Raw genomic sequence first — 15,662 nt, forward strand, 5'->3', positions numbered from 1 at the left:
CGAAGGGATGGCAAGTTACGACGACGAGCTTATGGCCGCATTTTCGCGCAATGAACGCCGGATTAAACGTTACCTCATCAGCAGAACCCTTTCGCAAGCAGACAGCGACGATCTCGTTCAGGAAGCTTGGATCAAGCTTGCCCGTAATGGCGCGGCTGCGTTAGCCGCGCCCGTTCCCTATCTGATGCGGATCGCACGTACCCTTGCGGTCGATCACGACCGCGGGCAAAAACGCAAACTCACCTCCAACGATATTGATGTTCTCATGTCTGTCGCCGACGAACAGCCGGGACCGGAGAAACAGTTCGAAGACCGGGATCAGGTGCGCTGCCTGATGCAGATCATCGATGAACTCCCAGAGCGCCAGCGCAAAATGCTGGTTGCTTGCCGCCTCGAGCAGCGCCGTCATGCCGATATTGCTGCGGAATTTGGGGTGTCGATCCGCACGGTCGAGCTGGAAGTCCGCAAGGCAGTCGACTATTGCAGGGAGCGGCTCGAGACAATAAATCGGGCCTGAGGCTTCGGCTTTTCATTTTTCAATCGTTGATAGTTTTAGAAACAGGTATACGCAACATCCTGTCACGAACGCGCACAAGGGAGCGGATGTTGGACGAGAATTTCGAAGCTCTCAGGCGCGAAGCGACAGCTTGGATCGTCCGCATCACATCCGGTACGGCAACCACCGAAGATGCCGAAGCGCTGCTACGCTGGCGCTCGCGCAGCGCCGCTCACGAGCAAGCCTTCCAGCAGTCGGCACGGCTGTGGAAAAATCTCGGATCAGCGCTTGGTGAGACCAAGAATACATCTGCCCCGGCTGTCACGCGGCGATCCTTCCTCGCGGCTGGAAGTCTTGCAGCCGGTGCGGCGGGCGTGGGGATCGTCTTGTCGGAGCTCGGATTTCTGCCGTCCGTTGATGCCGTACTTGCTGATTACGCCACCGGGGTCGGCGAACAGCGAACGGTTGAACTCCTCGATGGATCGACGGCCACGCTCGATGGTGGCACGACCCTTTCCCTCGACTACACCCCATCAACCCGGCACCTGGTGCTAACATCAGGAGCGGCGGTCTTCGATGTGGTCCACGACGCCACGCGACCCTTTGTGGTGACCGCCGCCAACGGTGACACAACGGCAATTGGGACGTCGTTTTCTGTTAAGCATGGCGAGGAGGATGTCTCTGTGGAGTGTCTTCAGGGACATATCACCGTACAATGTCTGGTCGATAGTCAGCTCACCGGCGGCGAAGGCATCAGCTATTCTCGGGTTGGGCTCGGTGAGAGAGTGGCAACCGATCTTGAGACGGCCGCGGCGTGGCGGCGGGGCCTGCTGATTTTCAAGGACCGGCCGCTCGCAGACGTTGTCTCGGACCTCAATCGCCATCGTCGCGGAAAGGTGCTGATTGCAAGCAGCAATCTCCGCTCACGCCGGATGTCCGGGGTGTTTCATCTCAATCGTCCGGACGAAATCCTCGCGCATCTGGAAGAGACGTTGCGGGTTCGCCCCGTCAGTCTTGTCGGTGGAATTGTGCTGCTGCGGTAGCCGGAAATTTTCTTTAAAAAAATCGACGGAAAAATTTCGTGTTTTCAAATTCGGATCGTTCTTCCTGCTAGAGGCCGCGCCAATGGATGGCACGGCGACGACTTGCATGGGGACATCGGAATGGGGCAGTTCAACGTCGGCAAGCACGGCCGTGAGGGCATGACAATATACAAATGGCGGATTTCCCACCTGTCTGCGTCCATTGCATTTGCGGCGCTCGCAATGACCTCGTCCGCGGTCTTCGCACAGCAAAGCGTCACCTATTCTATTCCTGCCGGCTCTCTTGAGCGCGGCCTGACACGGTTCGGTGCCGCGAGCGGCATCCAGATTCTCTACAACACTGCTGTCGCTAACGGACTGAACACCGCGGGCATAAGCGGTCCGCTTTCCCCAGAGGCAGCATTGCAGGGGCTTCTCGCCAATACGGGTCTGACATACCATTTTACCGGTCCGAAAAGTGTAACCGTCGCCAACCCGGCACAGGCTCCTGACGCGGTCACGGATGAAAGCGCGACAATACTACAGACGATTACGGTACAGGGCGCAGAGAGCGCCTATGGGCATGTCGATGGGATTGTTGCCAGTCGGTCGGCAACAGGTACCAAAACCGACACGCCGTTGATTGAAGTTCCGCAATCGATTTCTGTCATAACCGCCGATGAAGTAAAGGCCCGGGGTGCTGAAACGATCAAGGAAGCGGTGAATTACACTGCGGGCGTCCATGTCGGCGGCAGCAGTGCCTCGACCCGTGCGTTTGACAACATCGAAATACGCGGCTTCGCGCCAACGCCTCTCTATCTCGACGGCACTTATCTGCCCTATATCGGCGATCTCGGCGGCTCACCACAGATTGACCCGTATCTGCTCGAGCGGATTGAAGTCCTGAAGGGACCATCCTCCGTCCTCTACGGCCAGAACTACCCCGGTGGCATGATCAACATGGTCAGCAAACGGCCGACGGACAAGCCATTCAATGAGGTTGTTGCCGGAACCGGTACGGACGGTCGGGCCTATGGTGCATTCGATTTTTCCGGCCCCGTACCTGATAACGATGCGTTCCTCTACCGGCTGACAGGCGTTGCGACCCGCACCGGGACGAATATAGACTATACCGAGGACGAGCGGTTCATGGTCGCGCCATCATTCACGCTGAAACCGGACGAGGACACGACATTCACGTTCCTGTCGCACTATCAAAAGGACAACGGTGTCCCGGACTACCAGCCCTTGCCTTACATCGGAACGGTGAAGGCCGGGCCTTATGGAAGAATCGACAGTGATCTCTTCACCGGCGAGCCGGCCTACAACGGCTATGACAGGGAGCAGGCCGTACTTGGCTACGAATTCAAGCATCAGTTCAACGATGTATGGTCGATCCGCCACAACGCGAAATATATCTCGGTCGATGATTCCTACCGGACATTCTTCAGTGGTGGCTATGTCGAGACGGGCGGCGTGACGGACTATACGAAGATGAGACGCAACGCGATCGACTATTCTTCGAACAACCAGGTTTTCGCCACCGATACCAATCTCCAGGCCGAGCTCTCGGCCGGCGAGGTTGAGCACACAGTCATCGTCGGCACCGACTACAAATGGTTCCGCAATGACTATACCGGCCGTTATGGCTTTGGCAACACGCCGCTGGATGTGTTCAATCCTGACTACGGATTTTACAAGGAGCCAACGGTCGGCGCCCGTTGGGACAACAAGATCAGCCAGCTGGGTCTTTATGCCCAGGATCAGATCAAATGGGACAATTGGATTTTAACGCTTGGCGGACGTTATGATTGGGCTTGGCAGACCGACAACGACATCCTCTCATCGACGGTAGGGAAAAAGACGGACACCGCATTCACTGGCCGTGCGGGGCTCATTTACCTCTTCGATAATGGCCTTGCGCCTTATGTCAGCTATGCCACTTCCTTCATGCCCTATTCTGGGTTTGACGGGCAGAACAACCCGTTCAAGCCCACGACCGGCGAGCAGTGGGAAGTCGGAATGAAGTATGAGCCGGTCGGTTACGATGCTCTCATCACGCTCTCCGCGTTCGATTTGAAGCAACAGAATGTACCGACCTATGATGAATTCACCTATATTCCTGCGCAGACGGGCGAAATTCACGTCCAAGGTATCGAGATCGAAGGCAAGGCAACGGTTTTTGATAGCCTTGATCTGATTGCAGCCGCCGCCTACACGGATTCGGTCTATTCCAAAGCGGATGACGGAACACAGGGGAACAAGGTTCGGTTCATGCCGCCGGTCAACATATCCCTTTGGGCCAAATACCGGATCGAAGATGGTCCACTCGAGGGGCTTGGGTTTGGCGCCGGGGTACGTCACTCAAACAGCGGATATGGCAATGCGGCCAACAGCTTCAAGTATCCCGCCTACACGGTCGTGGATGCAGCGTTGTCCTATGACTTTGGCAAACGGAATCCCAAGCTGGAAGGCCTGGAACTGAACGTAACCGCCCAAAACCTCTTCGACAAAACCTACGTGAGCGGGTGCAGCAATATTAACTCCTGTTTCTATGGAAAATCGCGGGCGGTCTATGCCAACCTGAGCTTCAAATGGTAAGTGAGAACGCTATTGTCCTCACCTCGTAAAATGGCAATCTTGCTGTTGTCAGTGCTGTTGTTCGTCGTCGGGCCTGTCCGGTCCGAGGACGGGTTTCCGCGAACTGTTCAGCATGCCCTTGGGACAACGGCGATACCGAACGATCCGGAACGGATCGTGACGTTGGGCTGGAGCGGCGAAGATGCGGTACTTGCGCTTGGCAAGACGCCGGTGGGCGTGCCGCGTTATCGCTTTTTCGAGAGCGGCATCTTTCCCTGGAACGAGCAACGGCTGGACGGTATCCGGCCATATCTCTTCGAAGGCGACATCGATTATGAGGCGATCGCAGCGCTACGGCCGGACCTCATCCTCGGCATCTATTCGGGCGTGGATGATCTCGCCTACAAGCGGCTTTCCTCCATCGCGCCGACTGTTGTCTATCGCTCTGCGCCGTGGTCGGCCGACTGGAAGGAACAGACTGAAATGGTCGGGCAGGCACTCGGCAGAAGCGATCAGGCCAAAGCACTCATCGAAAAGACAGCATCCTCTCTCAACGCGATGGGCGACAGCTGGCCTGTCCTGCGTGGCAAGACATTTACCTTCGGGACCTATTTTCCCGGCGGGTCCGGCGTCGTCGTCTATCTGCCGGAGGATCCACGCGTTGCCGCCCTACTGGAACTGGGGCTTAAACCATCTGCGGGTATACTGGCGCTCTCCGCTGCCAATCCCGGCCAGGGCTCTGTTACTGTTGGCATGGAACAGGTCGATAGCCTGGACGCCGACATCCTGATCATGTGGTACGGCGAAGGTGCACGCATTGCGGCCGAGGCGCAGCCGCTGTTTATGCGGCTTCCGGCGGTCATGAGCAGTCGTTATGTGGCCTTGGAAGATCCTGTTTCCGTCTGGTCGACATCAGCCTTGAGCGTGTTGTCAATTCCCTATGGTTTTCCGAGGTTTTTGCCCCGTCTTGCCGAAGCGGCAGAGCGGGCGGGCAAGGAGTAATGATGTCCCACGATAATGATCACGAACCCTACGTGGAAGATTATTTCTTCTGCGAGGTGACTGCTGTTACACAACTGACGCCATCGATGATCCGGGTCGCCCTGCAGGTCGAGGGCGGTGAGCGGTTGATATCGACCGGTCACCCCGACGAATGGGTGCGGCTTGCTTTGCGGCCTGATCCCCACACACCGGTGACGCTGCCGGTCTTGATGAGCAATGGGGAATGGGGCCGGCCGGATGGTTCGCAGCATTGCCCGAACCGACCCTATACAGTCCGCCGCTGGGATGCGGAGCGCAGGGAGATGCTGATCGATCTTGTCGCCCACGCGGGTGGCGTTGCCGCCAGCTGGGCGATGGGCGCCAAGGTGGGCGACGTCGTCGGCATCTGCAATCCGGAAGGCCGTTTCGAGCCGCCGGAAGATACGGACTGGATGCTGCTTGTCACCGACATCACGGGGCTTCCGGCAGTCGGTCGGATTTTGGAGGAACTGGACACGAATGAGCGCGCCATCGTGCATGTCGAGATTCCATCGGCTGCCGACCGCCAGGTGATCAACAGTGACGGCGACGTTTCGATCAAGTGGTACGAGACCCATGGTCCAAGAGCCGACCGTGACGGCTATACGCAGCTGCCGCAGATCGCCTGGGGGATCGACAGCTTGCCGGAAGGACCGGGCTATATCTACATCGCCGGCGAAGCACGGGCAGCCTCCGAATGCCGCAAGCATTTTCGCGACCGGCTCGGCTTCGACAAGACGCGGATCGACGCGATCGGCTACTGGATTGAGGGGCAGGCGCGCGTATGACCACGCAAGCTGTGGATCAGACAGGTACCGATCCAATCGGCAGACCGCGTGCTGCAAACCCGTCAGGCGGGCATGCCTGGCGATTACGGTCGCGGCTGCCCTTACTGTTTGCTCTGTCCACAACCATCCTGATCCTGCTGTGTATCGCGAGCCTCCTGACGGGTGCACGCGCCGTTGCGCCCTCGACCGGCTTCGATGCGCTGTTCGCCTATGACCCGGCATCTGCGGAACACATCATTATCCGCGATTACCGTCTGCCGCGAACGTTGCTTGGCCTCTTGTGTGGTGCGGCGTTCGGCGTCTCCGGTGCGTTGATCCAAGCTGTTACTCGCAATCCGCTCGCCGATCCCGGTATCCTCGGTGTAAATGCGGGCGCTGCCTTCTTCGTGACACTGGCAGTTGGGCTGTTAGGCTTTCACGCGATCTCCAGCTATCTCTGGTTTGCGTTTCTCGGCGCAATTGCCGTGGCGCTAGTGGTCTACGCGGTCGGATCGCGCGGGCGCGATGGGGCGAGCCCAGCGCGGCTCGTTCTGTCCGGCGTCGCGCTCTCCGCCGTGCTCGGTGGCATCGGTTCTGCGATCACGCTGCTTGATCCTCGCGCCTTCGACGGTCTGCGGGTCTGGTCGATCGGCTCGCTTTCCGGACGCAATATGGATGTCGTGCTGACGGTGGCGCCGTTCATCATCTGCGGGCTCGTCCTCTCGCTCTGCGTGGCACCATCCCTCAATGCCGTCGCCTTGGGTGATGATCCCTCCCGCGCTCTCGGGGTCAATCTGGTGCACACCCGCATCCTCGTAGTAATCGCCGTGACTCTCCTGGCGGGCGCCGCGACGGCAGCCGCAGGGCCGATCGGATTTATCGGGCTGATGGTTCCGCATGTGGTACGATGGCTCAGCGGACCCGATCAGCGATGGATCATCGCCTTCACCGTCCTTTGTTCGCCTATTCTTCTTTTGACCGCCGATATTGCCGGGCGGCTGGTGCTGTTTCCCGGCGAACTGGAAGCCGGGATCGTCACAGCTTTCATCGGGGCGCCGGTGCTGATCGCTTTGGCCCGGCGCCAGCGGGCGAGTGGCCTATGAGCGGACATCACCATGATCCTTCCAAGACCGGTGCTCATCGCCTTGCTGTCTCAAGCTCCAGCCAAATCGACTTCGGGCACAGGGTCGCCGTGCTCAGGCTGTTTGGCGGGCGGCTGTCGATGCGGCTCGATCCACGCAGCCTTGTTGCTGGTGTGATCCTTCTGTCGCTAACAGTGATGATCGGGGCCGCATCGCTAGCAAGCGGAAAGTTTCCGGTCCCGCTTGCCGATGTTTTCAGGGCGCTCCTCGGTACCGCTGACGATACGATGAAGATGATCGTGATGGAATGGCGGCTACCGCGCCTGCTCCTTGCCTTTCTACTTGGCGCCGCCCTTGGTGTGAGCGGGGCGATCTTCCAGTCGCTGACGCGCAACCCGCTGGGATCGCCGGATATTATCGGGTTCTCCGCCGGCTCCTATACCGGCGCGCTGGTTGTCATTTTCGTTGGTTCCGGCGGTTATTACGAGACTGCGGCGGGTGCCCTTGCCGGTGGCATCTTCACGGCAGCCGCTATCTATCTCCTGGCCTATCGGGGCGGTGCCCAGAGTTTCCGGCTGATCGTCATCGGCATCGGGATATCGGCTATGCTTAGTGCGCTGAATGCATGGATGATCCGCCAGGCCGATCTTAAGGTTGCCATGTCGGCGGCGATCTGGGCAGCGGGTTCGCTGAATGGTCTCGGTTTCGAACAGGTCCGGCCGGTCTTGCTGATGCTGGCGGCGATCATACCGTTTGTTCTGGTGATCACGCGGCCGATGCTGCAGCTGGAACTGGGCGACGAGACGGCAACGGCGTCCGGCATCCATGTAAACCGTCTCCGCCTGTTTCTGATGATCTGCGGTGTTGCGCTGACGGCAATCGTCACGGCAGCGGCTGGGCCGATCGCCTTCGTTTCTCTGGCCGCACCCCAGATTGCCCGGCGCCTATCCCGCTCGGTTGGCGCCACGCTGATCCCGTCGGCGCTCACAGGTGGATTGCTGCTCATCGCCGCTGACTGGGTTGCCCAACATGCATTCGGTGTGCAGTTGCCGGTCGGCGTCATAACCGTCAGCCTCGGCGGGCTCTATTTTCTCTGGCTGATGATCCGTGAGGCAAGACAATGACAGATCGGCCGGATACTCGACGCGGAAGGCTTGAGGTTCACAATGCCACGCTGCGTTATAACCAACGGATCATCGCTGAGGATTTGTCTGTCGTGATTCCGGACGGTTCCTTCACCGTTATCGTTGGACCCAATGGCTGCGGCAAGTCCACGTTGCTGCGTGCCCTGTCGCGGCTGCTAACGCCTTCAGCTGGCGAGGTTATTCTCGACGGAAAGGCGCTCGCCGGCTACCCCGCAAAACAGCTTGCCCGCGCGGTTGGCCTCCTGCCACAGACCTCGATCGCCCCCGACGGCATCACCGTCGCTGAGCTTGTCGCTCGCGGTCGCTATCCGCATCAATCCCTCTTCCGGCAATGGTCGAGCGAGGACGAAGCGGCCGTCGCATCGGCAATGGCCGCGACGCAGACGACGCAGCTTTCCAGCCGTCTTGTCGAGGAGCTTTCCGGCGGCCAGCGCCAGAGAGTGTGGATCGCCATGGTGCTGGCACAGGAAACACCGATCCTGCTCCTCGACGAGCCAACCACTTTCTTGGATATCGCCCATCAGGTTGACCTGCTTGATCTTTGTCAGGAGCTTAACGCGGCCGGTCGCACGATCATCGCCGTGCTGCACGATCTCAACCCTGCTTGCCGCTATGCCACCAATATCATCGCCATGAGGGATGGCGCCATCATCGCACATGGCCCTCCGCCCGCCATCATCACCGAACGGTTGGTTGAAGACGTCTTCGGCCTGCCCTGCATGATCATTCCCGATCCGGTCTCAGGCACACCGTTGATCGTCCCGAAAGCCAGGCGGTGACGGTTCGATTCTCTCCAAGGCGAAGAAGCTACACCAACTTCGGGTGTTCAATCGCTTCAGAGCCGCCGGAACAAGCAGACGGCCTTGAAGTCGATGCGAAAGCTCCGGAAGGGCAAATGCGTCACACCGCGTGTCATGATCACCGATAAGCTTAAATCCTACGACGCAGCACTGCTGATCATCGCAAACTGCCAAACGTCGCCATGAACACATGGAGCGAAATCACCCTGTCAACCGCGGCATAAACCAGCCCCACCGTGGCCATCCTGTGCACCAACCAAGTTAAGGAGACGCTGGCATAAAGTGCTCAACGAAGCAGTCCGTTCACGTCGAACTCCTCCCAGCCGCCGAGCTTCGAGGCCGGATCATCGGAATCATCTTCAGACGTCGTTGGCCGCTTCGCAACCTTCTTCTTGAGCGACCGCGTCAGCTTCGCCTGATATGCCGTGCGCCGCCTCTTTTCGGCTTTCGCCTCTGCATCCTCCACCCGCCATTCGTCTACAACGCTGCGGTCGAGAAGGTCTTCGACCACCTTGGGGTCGAAGACATGAAACGTGATCTGACGTGCGCGCCCGTTCAGTCTGACGGTTCGCGTCCCCCCGCTCGGCAAGCGACCGTCGGCAAGCCAACGATGCCGCTCGCTCGTCTTGATAGTCAGGATGTCCTCGATTTCGCGCGGGATTACCGGCAGTGCAGCGGCCTCCGTCACCACTTTTGTGACGATGGTCGCCGCTGCATTGAAGGCGGACTTTTCACTGGCCGCCATCGACAGTGTGAGATCTACTCCTTCGAGCGAGATCAACTTTTTTACACTAGCGGGCAGCCTTGCCTGTATTTCTTGAAGCACGCCTTTGGCGCGAACGGCCGACCCCATTGTCACGGTAGCCGGCAGGGTCCATGTCCTGATCAGTTCGATGTGATGTTTTTCATGCTTCGGCATTTGGCACAGATGGTGTTTCAGCGCGTTCAAGTCAAACAGCTAATTGATAGCACTCGTTCACTCGGCCAACTCGCTACGAGGCATGAAGGACAAGTCTGATGAACATCAGCCGATCTTTCCTCTCCCTTCGTATTGCTTAAATCTTCCATCAAGATGCGCAGGAATGGTGTATTGGATTCCAGGCAGAACTGAGCACATCATAACATGACGACTCCGTCGGCCTTGCCGTGCTTTGGCCAGCTCGCCTGACATAGGGGCTCATCGCATCTGATCGTTCCGCGTTCCTGACGTCCGTCACCATATTACCAAGCGGCTTCATAAATCCTGATGGCATCCGGTAGCAAAAGTGGACGAGGATTGTTGCACAGTAAGCGCGTCTGTTCCATTGCGCTTTCTGCCAGCAGAGGAAGCCCGTCTTTGGGAATCCCGACATCGCGCAGTCGTACGGCGAGGTTGAGGCGCACAGGAAGCGCGGCTAGTCCTTCGATGAAGCCGGAAAGCCGCTCGGCGTGACCAACAGGCTCAAGGTGCGGAAAGAGGCATAGCGCCAGTTCTGCATAGGCGTCACCACACACCGGGGCGTTGAAGCGCAGCACGTGCGGCAGGACCAGACTGTTGGAAAGACCGTGCGGAACGTGATAACGGCCGCCGATCGGATAGGCGAGAGCATGAACGGCGGCGACCGGCGAATTGGCAAAAGCCTGACCGGCCAGCATCGCGCCGAGCAGCATCGCCTGTCTGGCGGCGAGGTCATGTCCATTCTTGACGGCGATTTCCAGATTTGCCCCGAGAAGGCGAAGAGCTTCCTTGGCAAGGGCACGGGAAACAGCGTTGTTATTTGCACTTGCGGAGGTGAAGGCCTCGATGGCGTGGACCATCGCGTCAATTCCCGTTGCAGCGGTCACGGCCGAAGGCAGGCCAATGGTCAGGTTCGCATCCAAAAAAGCCGCGTCCGGTAACAGGACCGGCGATACGACGCCTTTTTTCTGGTCGGCCCCGGTGGTAACGATCGAAATCGGCGTGACTTCCGATCCGGTGCCTGCCGTTGTCGGCACCAGCACCAGCGGTAGACGCTGGCCTGTCACATTGCCAATCCCGTAGATATTGCCGAGATTTTCGCCGCTCTTGGCCAGAAGGGCCACGAGCTTTGCGACATCGAGCGACGAGCCGCCGCCGATGCCCAGTACACCAGTTGCGCCAAACTCGATCGCCCGCGCCACAGCCGCGTGAATGACGATTTCCGGCGGATCGGCAATGACGCCGGTGAAAATTGATGTTTCAGCGCCAGCTTCCGCAAGGCTCGCGAGGGCCGGCTGAACAAGTCCCGCCTTGACGACCCCATCGTCGGAAATCACCAGGACGCGCGGTCCGAGCAGGGACTTGAGTTCTGAAATCCTTGCGATGCAGCCCGGTCCCGCAATTATCTGCGGGACGGTAGCGAACGTGAATGTCGACATTGTGCCGCCTTTTACTGATGCCATTTGACGAGAGGCTGATAGTGATGCGGCTGACGCATGACGACAAGGTCTTTTCGCCGGACGATGTTCGTCGGATATGGCGTGTCGAGATTGGTGGTATCGACAGCCGCAGCGGCAATCCCCTCCTCATCCAGGATCGCCGATTCCTGACGTGGAAAAGCAAAGGAATCCGGCCCGAATACCGCACTCTTGCCCAGATAACCCTTTTCCTGGTCCAGCACATTGGCGAAGGCGAAATAGACGTTGTTCTCGCCGCCGCGAACGCGAAGCGCATGCCAATGGTAGGGATCGGCGCCTTTTGGGATCGGATAATTGTGCGGGATTTTCGTACCGCCATGGCTGCCGGTGAAGGTGCCGGCGATCGCCGAAGGGCAGGCAACAAGATCGCATCCCATGAGTGAAAGCGAACGGATGGCTTCCGGATAAAGCGCGTCGTGGCCAATCGCCAGGCCCACCCGGCCAATGGCAAGGTCGTAGATTTTCCATTCGTCGCCGGCCGTTGCCCAACTGTCGGCGACGCCCAGATGCGTCTTGCGATAGCTGCCCACCAGCCCCTCGGGCCCTGCAAGGACCACGCTGTTATAGATCCTGTCTTCGTCCGCTTCGGCAAATCCGGCGACAAGATAAAAGCCGAGCTTCATGGCCAGACGAACGAAGGCGGATACGGTTGGACCAGACAGCGGCTCCGCCCGCGTTTGCGGGGCCTCAAGTCCGGTCAGCGACAGTTCCGGGAACACCAGAATGTCCGGCGCCGTTGTCGCCTTAGCCTCGTTTGCGAGCCTTGTTATGTGGGCAATATTGTCTGCAATGACCGAGGTTGGCGCGAACTGGGCAACGGCAGCACGCGATCTGCGTCCACGCGGGATTGGCTGATAGCCATAGAGGCGGAAATAATCGCCAGGGTTCCAGGTGAAACTGTTGGTCATCATGTTCATGTAGAGCTCGGGCCGGCGCGTCTTGAAGACCGGTTCGCTTAAGACCTCGCGGCGACGGGCACGGGCAAGATCGACCTTGCCATAGGCAATTCCGTCGCCTGTGTCGATGGATGCGGCAACCGTTCCGTCGGGCTCGATCAGGCAACTTCCCCCGGAAAACTGCACGGTTCTTTCCAGACCCCACCGATTACTTTCGATGACATAGCAGGCATTTTCGAAGGCGCGGTTGATCCAGTAGGGAGCGGGCGCGCGCTCCTGCAGCCAGTTGGAGATGTGGCATATGATGTCGGCACCGGCCAGAGCCTCCAGCCGCGCCGTCTCGAAGAAGTGCAGATCCATGCACACCAGCATTGAAATACGTCCGATCTCCGTTTCGAAGACCTCGTGCACGATGTCGCCATTTGCGGCCCATTTTGGCTCGGCGATATAGGGATGGGACTTGCGGTGCCGACCAACGATGCCATCCGGACCGATCAGAACTGCCGTATTGTAATAGAGATCGCTCGCCGGATCGACTTCCGGCATGCCGACGACGATATAGCAGCGGTGTTTGCGGGCAATCGCCTGGAAAACATCGGTGGTCGGTCCCGGGATCGCCTCGACGAAGGGCTTCACCTCGGCCCTGTCGAACCAGCAATAGCCTGTCGTCCCCATTTCGGGGGTGACGATCAGGCGCGCGCCGGCCTGCGCCGCTTCCTCGCAAAGGGCGCTCAGCCGGCTGATATTGCGCGCCTTTTCGAACATGGTCGGTTCGAACTGGATAGCGGCGGCGGTGTAGCTCTGTGTCGGTGTCATGATTGTTCCCATTGTCTTATGAAAGGATGCGTCTTTTCAAACAGCCATATGCCTATGAACCAGCGCGTCGGAGAGCGCGTCGATGGCGCCGGCCGCGACCACACCTCCCTTCTCCAGCATGGCGAAGTGGTGAGAGGCATGCCGCGCAAATGCAACGTTCTGCTCGACGAGGATGATCGTCATGCCGATCTCGCGATTGAGCCGGATGATGATCTTTTCAATCTCCTCGACGATCGAGGGCTGGATGCCTTCATTGGGTTCATCGAGAAGCAGTACCTTCGGATCCGCGGCCAGTGCGCGGGCGATGGCGAGCTGCTGTTGCTGGCCGCCCGAAAGCACACCGCCGGGCCGATCAAGGTTGGCCATCAGGTATGGAAAAAGCTCCGGCACCAGTGCCGGAATTTCGCGTTTGCGATCGGTGCGCGCAAAGGCGCCCATCAGGATGTTCTCGCGGATGGTGAAATCGGGAATGATCTCCCGGCCCTGGGGGACATAGGCGATCCCGGCCCGTGCCCTCATATGCGTCGAAGATGAGCCTATGTCTTTCCCCTGCAGATGCATCTCGCCCGTCATGCGGTCGGTCAGCGCCATCAGGGTTTTCAACAGGGTTGTCTTGCCGGTACCGTTGCGGCCAAGAATGCTGGTTACCTTTCCCGCCGGGATATCAAGCGTGACGCCGTGCAGGATATGGCTGCGGCCGTAATAGCTGTGTACGTTTTTCAATGTCAGCATCAGGATATTCCTTTCGAACCGAGATAGGCCTCGCGGACCTTCGGATTGCTCTCGATATCCCCGACGCTTCCTTCGGCGAGAACTTCTCCCAGATGCAGAACGGTGATGCGTTCGGCGATTTCACGGACGAACCCCATGTCGTGCTCGACGACGAGGATGGTGTGGCGGCCTTTGAGATTTTTGATGATCTGGGCCGTCTTGCGGGTTTCGGCCTGGGTCATGCCCGCCGTCGGCTCGTCCAGCAGAACAACCTTGGGATCCTGGACGATGAGCATGCCCAGTTCCAGCCATTGCGTCTGGCCATGACTGAGATAAGCCGCAGTCACATTCTCCTCCGCTTCGAGGCCGGTGAGGGCGAGTACCTCATCGACGCGTTTGGCTTCGGCGCGCGAAAATCCAAACCGGAGATTGGCAAACACCGATGGATTGCGGCAATTGGCCACCTCAAGATTTTGCCGCACGCTGAGATCGCGAAAAATGCTGGGGATCTGGAATTTTCGACCGATCCCGGCGCGGGCGATCTTGTGTTCCGGCCAGTTGGTGATGTCTGTGTCGTAGACGAAGACCCTGCCTTTTGTGCTGCGGGTCTTGCCGCTGACCAGGTCCATCAAAGTTGTCTTTCCGGCGCCATTTGCGCCGAGCAACACACGCAACTCGCCATCGCGAACGGTAATGCTGACATTGTTGACGGCTCTGAATCCGCCAAAATCGACGCTGAGACCGTCGATGGTCAATGCGATTGCACTCATATTACAATGCCTCGCTTTGTTGCTGTAACGATGAGGATGCCGGGCCTGGTTTGACACGGCGGATAAACTGCCGCAGCACATCGTGCGCGACGCCGCCAAGGCCCCGCGGCATAAACAGGACGACAAGGACGAAGATGAGGCCGATGATCGCTTTCCAAGCCTCGACCAGCGCTTCGGTCTCGCTGACCTCGGCCTCGATCATGTTGATCAGGATCGCGCCGATGCAGGCGCCGAGCAGGGAGTAACGGCCGCCAACGGCCGCCCAGACGACCATCGTCACTGAGAAAGACAGGTCCATGAAGGTTGGCGAGGCGAACTCCGCGACGACCACATAGAGCATGCCGGCAACGTCGGCGATGCCTGCAGAAATGACAAAGAAGAACACCTGGTAAAGCGAGACGTCGAAGCCAAGATAGCGAGCGCGAAGCTGATCGTCACGGATCGCCTGCAGGATCATGCCTGCACGGGTCTCCACGATGAGACGCGCGCCGATGAGCGTCAGGGACAGGCATGCGGCGCACAGATAATAGGTTGCCCGGCTGTAGGGGTCGAATTCGATGCCGCCGATCGTTAGCCAGCCAAGATCGGTCAGGCCGTTGAAGCCGTTCGTCACCGGTTGCGCATCGACCATGACGAGACGCACAAGCAGAACAAGCGCCAGGGTGATGATCGAGACAAAGACACCGGAAATGCGCTTGCGGAAAACCAGCATGCCGAGTGCCCCGGCAATCACGACGGGAAGCACGATGCCAAGCACGAGACCTACGGACTGGCTCTGAAACGGAAGCCAGAGGAAGGAGCCCTTGTTGATACAGCAAAGTTCCGTCGGCGCGCCGGGCTCGGCATTCCACAGCATGAAATCCGGAACCGGCCTGTCGGAGCCCTGTTGCAGACTGGTCAGGCTCGACAGTTTCAGCGACATGGCGAGCATGTAGGCGCCCAGGCCGAAAAAAAGCCCCTGACCGAGATTGAGAATGCCGGCATATCCCCATGTGGGAGAAATGGCGATGCCGAGCATGCCGTAGACCAGATATTTTGAAATGCGGTTCAGCCAGAATTCGTCGCCGAAAACGGGCGCTGCAAAAATCACCGCGATGAAAAGCACATAGGCGGCGATCTGGAATTTTCGTTCGATGCTCATG

Annotated in this window: 14 protein-coding genes and 1 pseudogene; 9 read left to right on the forward strand and 6 right to left on the reverse strand. The window is 58.8% G+C overall.

What is annotated here, in order from left to right:
- Window positions 1-31 precede the first annotated feature (31 nt).
- From CRP02_RS02900 to CRP02_RS27860, 9 genes and pseudogenes are all read left to right on the forward strand, one after another.
- Window positions 32-517 carry a sigma-70 family RNA polymerase sigma factor gene (locus tag CRP02_RS02900; protein ID WP_323455318.1) on the forward strand — a complete coding sequence of 162 codons (486 nt, stop codon included), beginning with the start codon at window positions 32-34 and terminating at the stop codon, window positions 515-517.
- Between the two features lie 86 nt (window positions 518-603).
- Window positions 604-1,539, forward strand: coding sequence for a FecR family protein (locus CRP02_RS02905; protein ID WP_038497313.1), 936 nt, complete (start codon window positions 604-606; stop codon window positions 1,537-1,539).
- 120 nt (window positions 1,540-1,659) lie between these two features.
- The gene (locus tag CRP02_RS02910) at window positions 1,660-4,119 is read left to right on the forward strand and encodes a TonB-dependent siderophore receptor (RefSeq protein ID WP_097170177.1); all 2,460 of its coding nucleotides are present in this window, start codon (window positions 1,660-1,662) and stop codon (window positions 4,117-4,119) included.
- Between the two features lie 156 nt (window positions 4,120-4,275).
- Complete coding sequence (locus CRP02_RS02915) at window positions 4,276-5,100, forward strand: iron-siderophore ABC transporter substrate-binding protein (RefSeq protein WP_323455319.1); 825 nt, start codon at window positions 4,276-4,278, stop codon at window positions 5,098-5,100.
- Window positions 5,101-5,102: 2 nt separating this feature from the next.
- Window positions 5,103-5,906, forward strand: coding sequence for a siderophore-interacting protein (locus CRP02_RS02920; protein ID WP_236761691.1), 804 nt, complete (start codon window positions 5,103-5,105; stop codon window positions 5,904-5,906).
- Complete coding sequence (locus tag CRP02_RS02925) at window positions 5,903-6,988, forward strand: FecCD family ABC transporter permease (RefSeq protein WP_097170180.1); 1,086 nt, start codon at window positions 5,903-5,905, stop codon at window positions 6,986-6,988. The genes CRP02_RS02920 and CRP02_RS02925 overlap by 4 nt, the downstream gene beginning before the upstream one ends.
- On the forward strand, window positions 6,985-8,091 hold the full coding sequence (locus tag CRP02_RS02930) for a FecCD family ABC transporter permease (protein WP_323455320.1): 1,107 nt from the start codon (window positions 6,985-6,987) through the stop codon (window positions 8,089-8,091). Before CRP02_RS02925 ends, CRP02_RS02930 begins: the two co-directional genes overlap by 4 nt.
- Window positions 8,088-8,891, forward strand: a complete 804-nt coding sequence (locus CRP02_RS02935) for an ABC transporter ATP-binding protein (protein WP_046205679.1) — start codon at window positions 8,088-8,090, stop codon at window positions 8,889-8,891. The genes CRP02_RS02930 and CRP02_RS02935 overlap by 4 nt, the downstream gene beginning before the upstream one ends.
- Before the next feature lie 54 nt (window positions 8,892-8,945).
- Window positions 8,946-9,062, forward strand: a pseudogene (locus CRP02_RS27860) (IS6 family transposase); the annotation flags it as partial.
- A 136-nt stretch (window positions 9,063-9,198) separates the two neighbouring features.
- On the opposite strand, the gene CRP02_RS02945 reads toward CRP02_RS27860, so the two are convergent.
- From CRP02_RS02945 to urtC, 6 genes are all read right to left on the reverse strand, one after another.
- Window positions 9,199-9,831, reverse strand: a complete 633-nt coding sequence (locus tag CRP02_RS02945; protein WP_097170181.1) for a hypothetical protein — start codon at window positions 9,829-9,831, stop codon at window positions 9,199-9,201.
- A 302-nt stretch (window positions 9,832-10,133) separates the two neighbouring features.
- Window positions 10,134-11,288 carry an iron-containing alcohol dehydrogenase gene (locus tag CRP02_RS02950; protein ID WP_097170182.1) on the reverse strand — a complete coding sequence of 385 codons (1,155 nt, stop codon included), beginning with the start codon at window positions 11,286-11,288 and terminating at the stop codon, window positions 10,134-10,136.
- A gap of 11 nt (window positions 11,289-11,299) precedes the next feature.
- Window positions 11,300-13,051, reverse strand: coding sequence for a nitrilase-related carbon-nitrogen hydrolase (locus CRP02_RS02955; protein ID WP_065687646.1), 1,752 nt, complete (start codon window positions 13,049-13,051; stop codon window positions 11,300-11,302).
- Between the two features lie 24 nt (window positions 13,052-13,075).
- Entirely contained in the window at window positions 13,076-13,771 is a 696-nt protein-coding gene (gene urtE, locus CRP02_RS02960; protein ID WP_003516996.1) for an urea ABC transporter ATP-binding subunit UrtE, read from the reverse strand.
- On the reverse strand, window positions 13,771-14,520 hold the full coding sequence (urtD, locus tag CRP02_RS02965; protein WP_097099172.1) for an urea ABC transporter ATP-binding protein UrtD: 750 nt from the start codon (window positions 14,518-14,520) through the stop codon (window positions 13,771-13,773). The genes urtE and urtD overlap by 1 nt, the downstream gene beginning before the upstream one ends.
- A 1-nt stretch (window position 14,521) precedes the next feature.
- Window positions 14,522-15,661 (reverse strand): urea ABC transporter permease subunit UrtC, encoded by a 1,140-nt coding sequence (urtC, locus tag CRP02_RS02970; protein ID WP_097170183.1) that lies wholly within the window; start codon window positions 15,659-15,661, stop codon window positions 14,522-14,524.
- Window position 15,662 lies beyond the last annotated feature (1 nt).

It is taken from the genome of Rhizobium sp. AN5 (assembly GCF_900215255.1).
Lineage (GTDB): Bacteria > Pseudomonadota > Alphaproteobacteria > Rhizobiales > Rhizobiaceae > Agrobacterium > Agrobacterium tumefaciens.

What these genes read in the sequence shown, in the direction of transcription:
- CRP02_RS02900 (WP_323455318.1), top strand. Translation starts at nt 32, where the DNA reads ATGGCCGCATTTTCGCGCAATGAACGCCGGATTAAACGTTACCTCATC.
- CRP02_RS02905 (WP_038497313.1), top strand. Translation starts at nt 604, where the DNA reads ATGTTGGACGAGAATTTCGAAGCTCTCAGGCGCGAAGCGACAGCTTGG.
- CRP02_RS02910 (WP_097170177.1), top strand. Translation starts at nt 1,660, where the DNA reads ATGGGGCAGTTCAACGTCGGCAAGCACGGCCGTGAGGGCATGACAATA.
- CRP02_RS02920 (WP_236761691.1), top strand. Translation starts at nt 5,103, where the DNA reads ATGTCCCACGATAATGATCACGAACCCTACGTGGAAGATTATTTCTTC.
- CRP02_RS02925 (WP_097170180.1), top strand. Translation starts at nt 5,903, where the DNA reads ATGACCACGCAAGCTGTGGATCAGACAGGTACCGATCCAATCGGCAGA.
- CRP02_RS02930 (WP_323455320.1), top strand. Translation starts at nt 6,985, where the DNA reads ATGAGCGGACATCACCATGATCCTTCCAAGACCGGTGCTCATCGCCTT.
- CRP02_RS02935 (WP_046205679.1), top strand. Translation starts at nt 8,088, where the DNA reads ATGACAGATCGGCCGGATACTCGACGCGGAAGGCTTGAGGTTCACAAT.
- CRP02_RS02945 (WP_097170181.1), bottom strand. Translation starts at nt 9,831, where the DNA reads ATGCCGAAGCATGAAAAACATCACATCGAACTGATCAGGACATGGACC.
- CRP02_RS02950 (WP_097170182.1), bottom strand. Translation starts at nt 11,288, where the DNA reads ATGTCGACATTCACGTTCGCTACCGTCCCGCAGATAATTGCGGGACCG.
- CRP02_RS02955 (WP_065687646.1), bottom strand. Translation starts at nt 13,051, where the DNA reads ATGGGAACAATCATGACACCGACACAGAGCTACACCGCCGCCGCTATC.
- urtE (WP_003516996.1), bottom strand. Translation starts at nt 13,771, where the DNA reads ATGCTGACATTGAAAAACGTACACAGCTATTACGGCCGCAGCCATATC.
- urtD (WP_097099172.1), bottom strand. Translation starts at nt 14,520, where the DNA reads ATGAGTGCAATCGCATTGACCATCGACGGTCTCAGCGTCGATTTTGGC.
- urtC (WP_097170183.1), bottom strand. Translation starts at nt 15,661, where the DNA reads ATGAGCATCGAACGAAAATTCCAGATCGCCGCCTATGTGCTTTTCATC.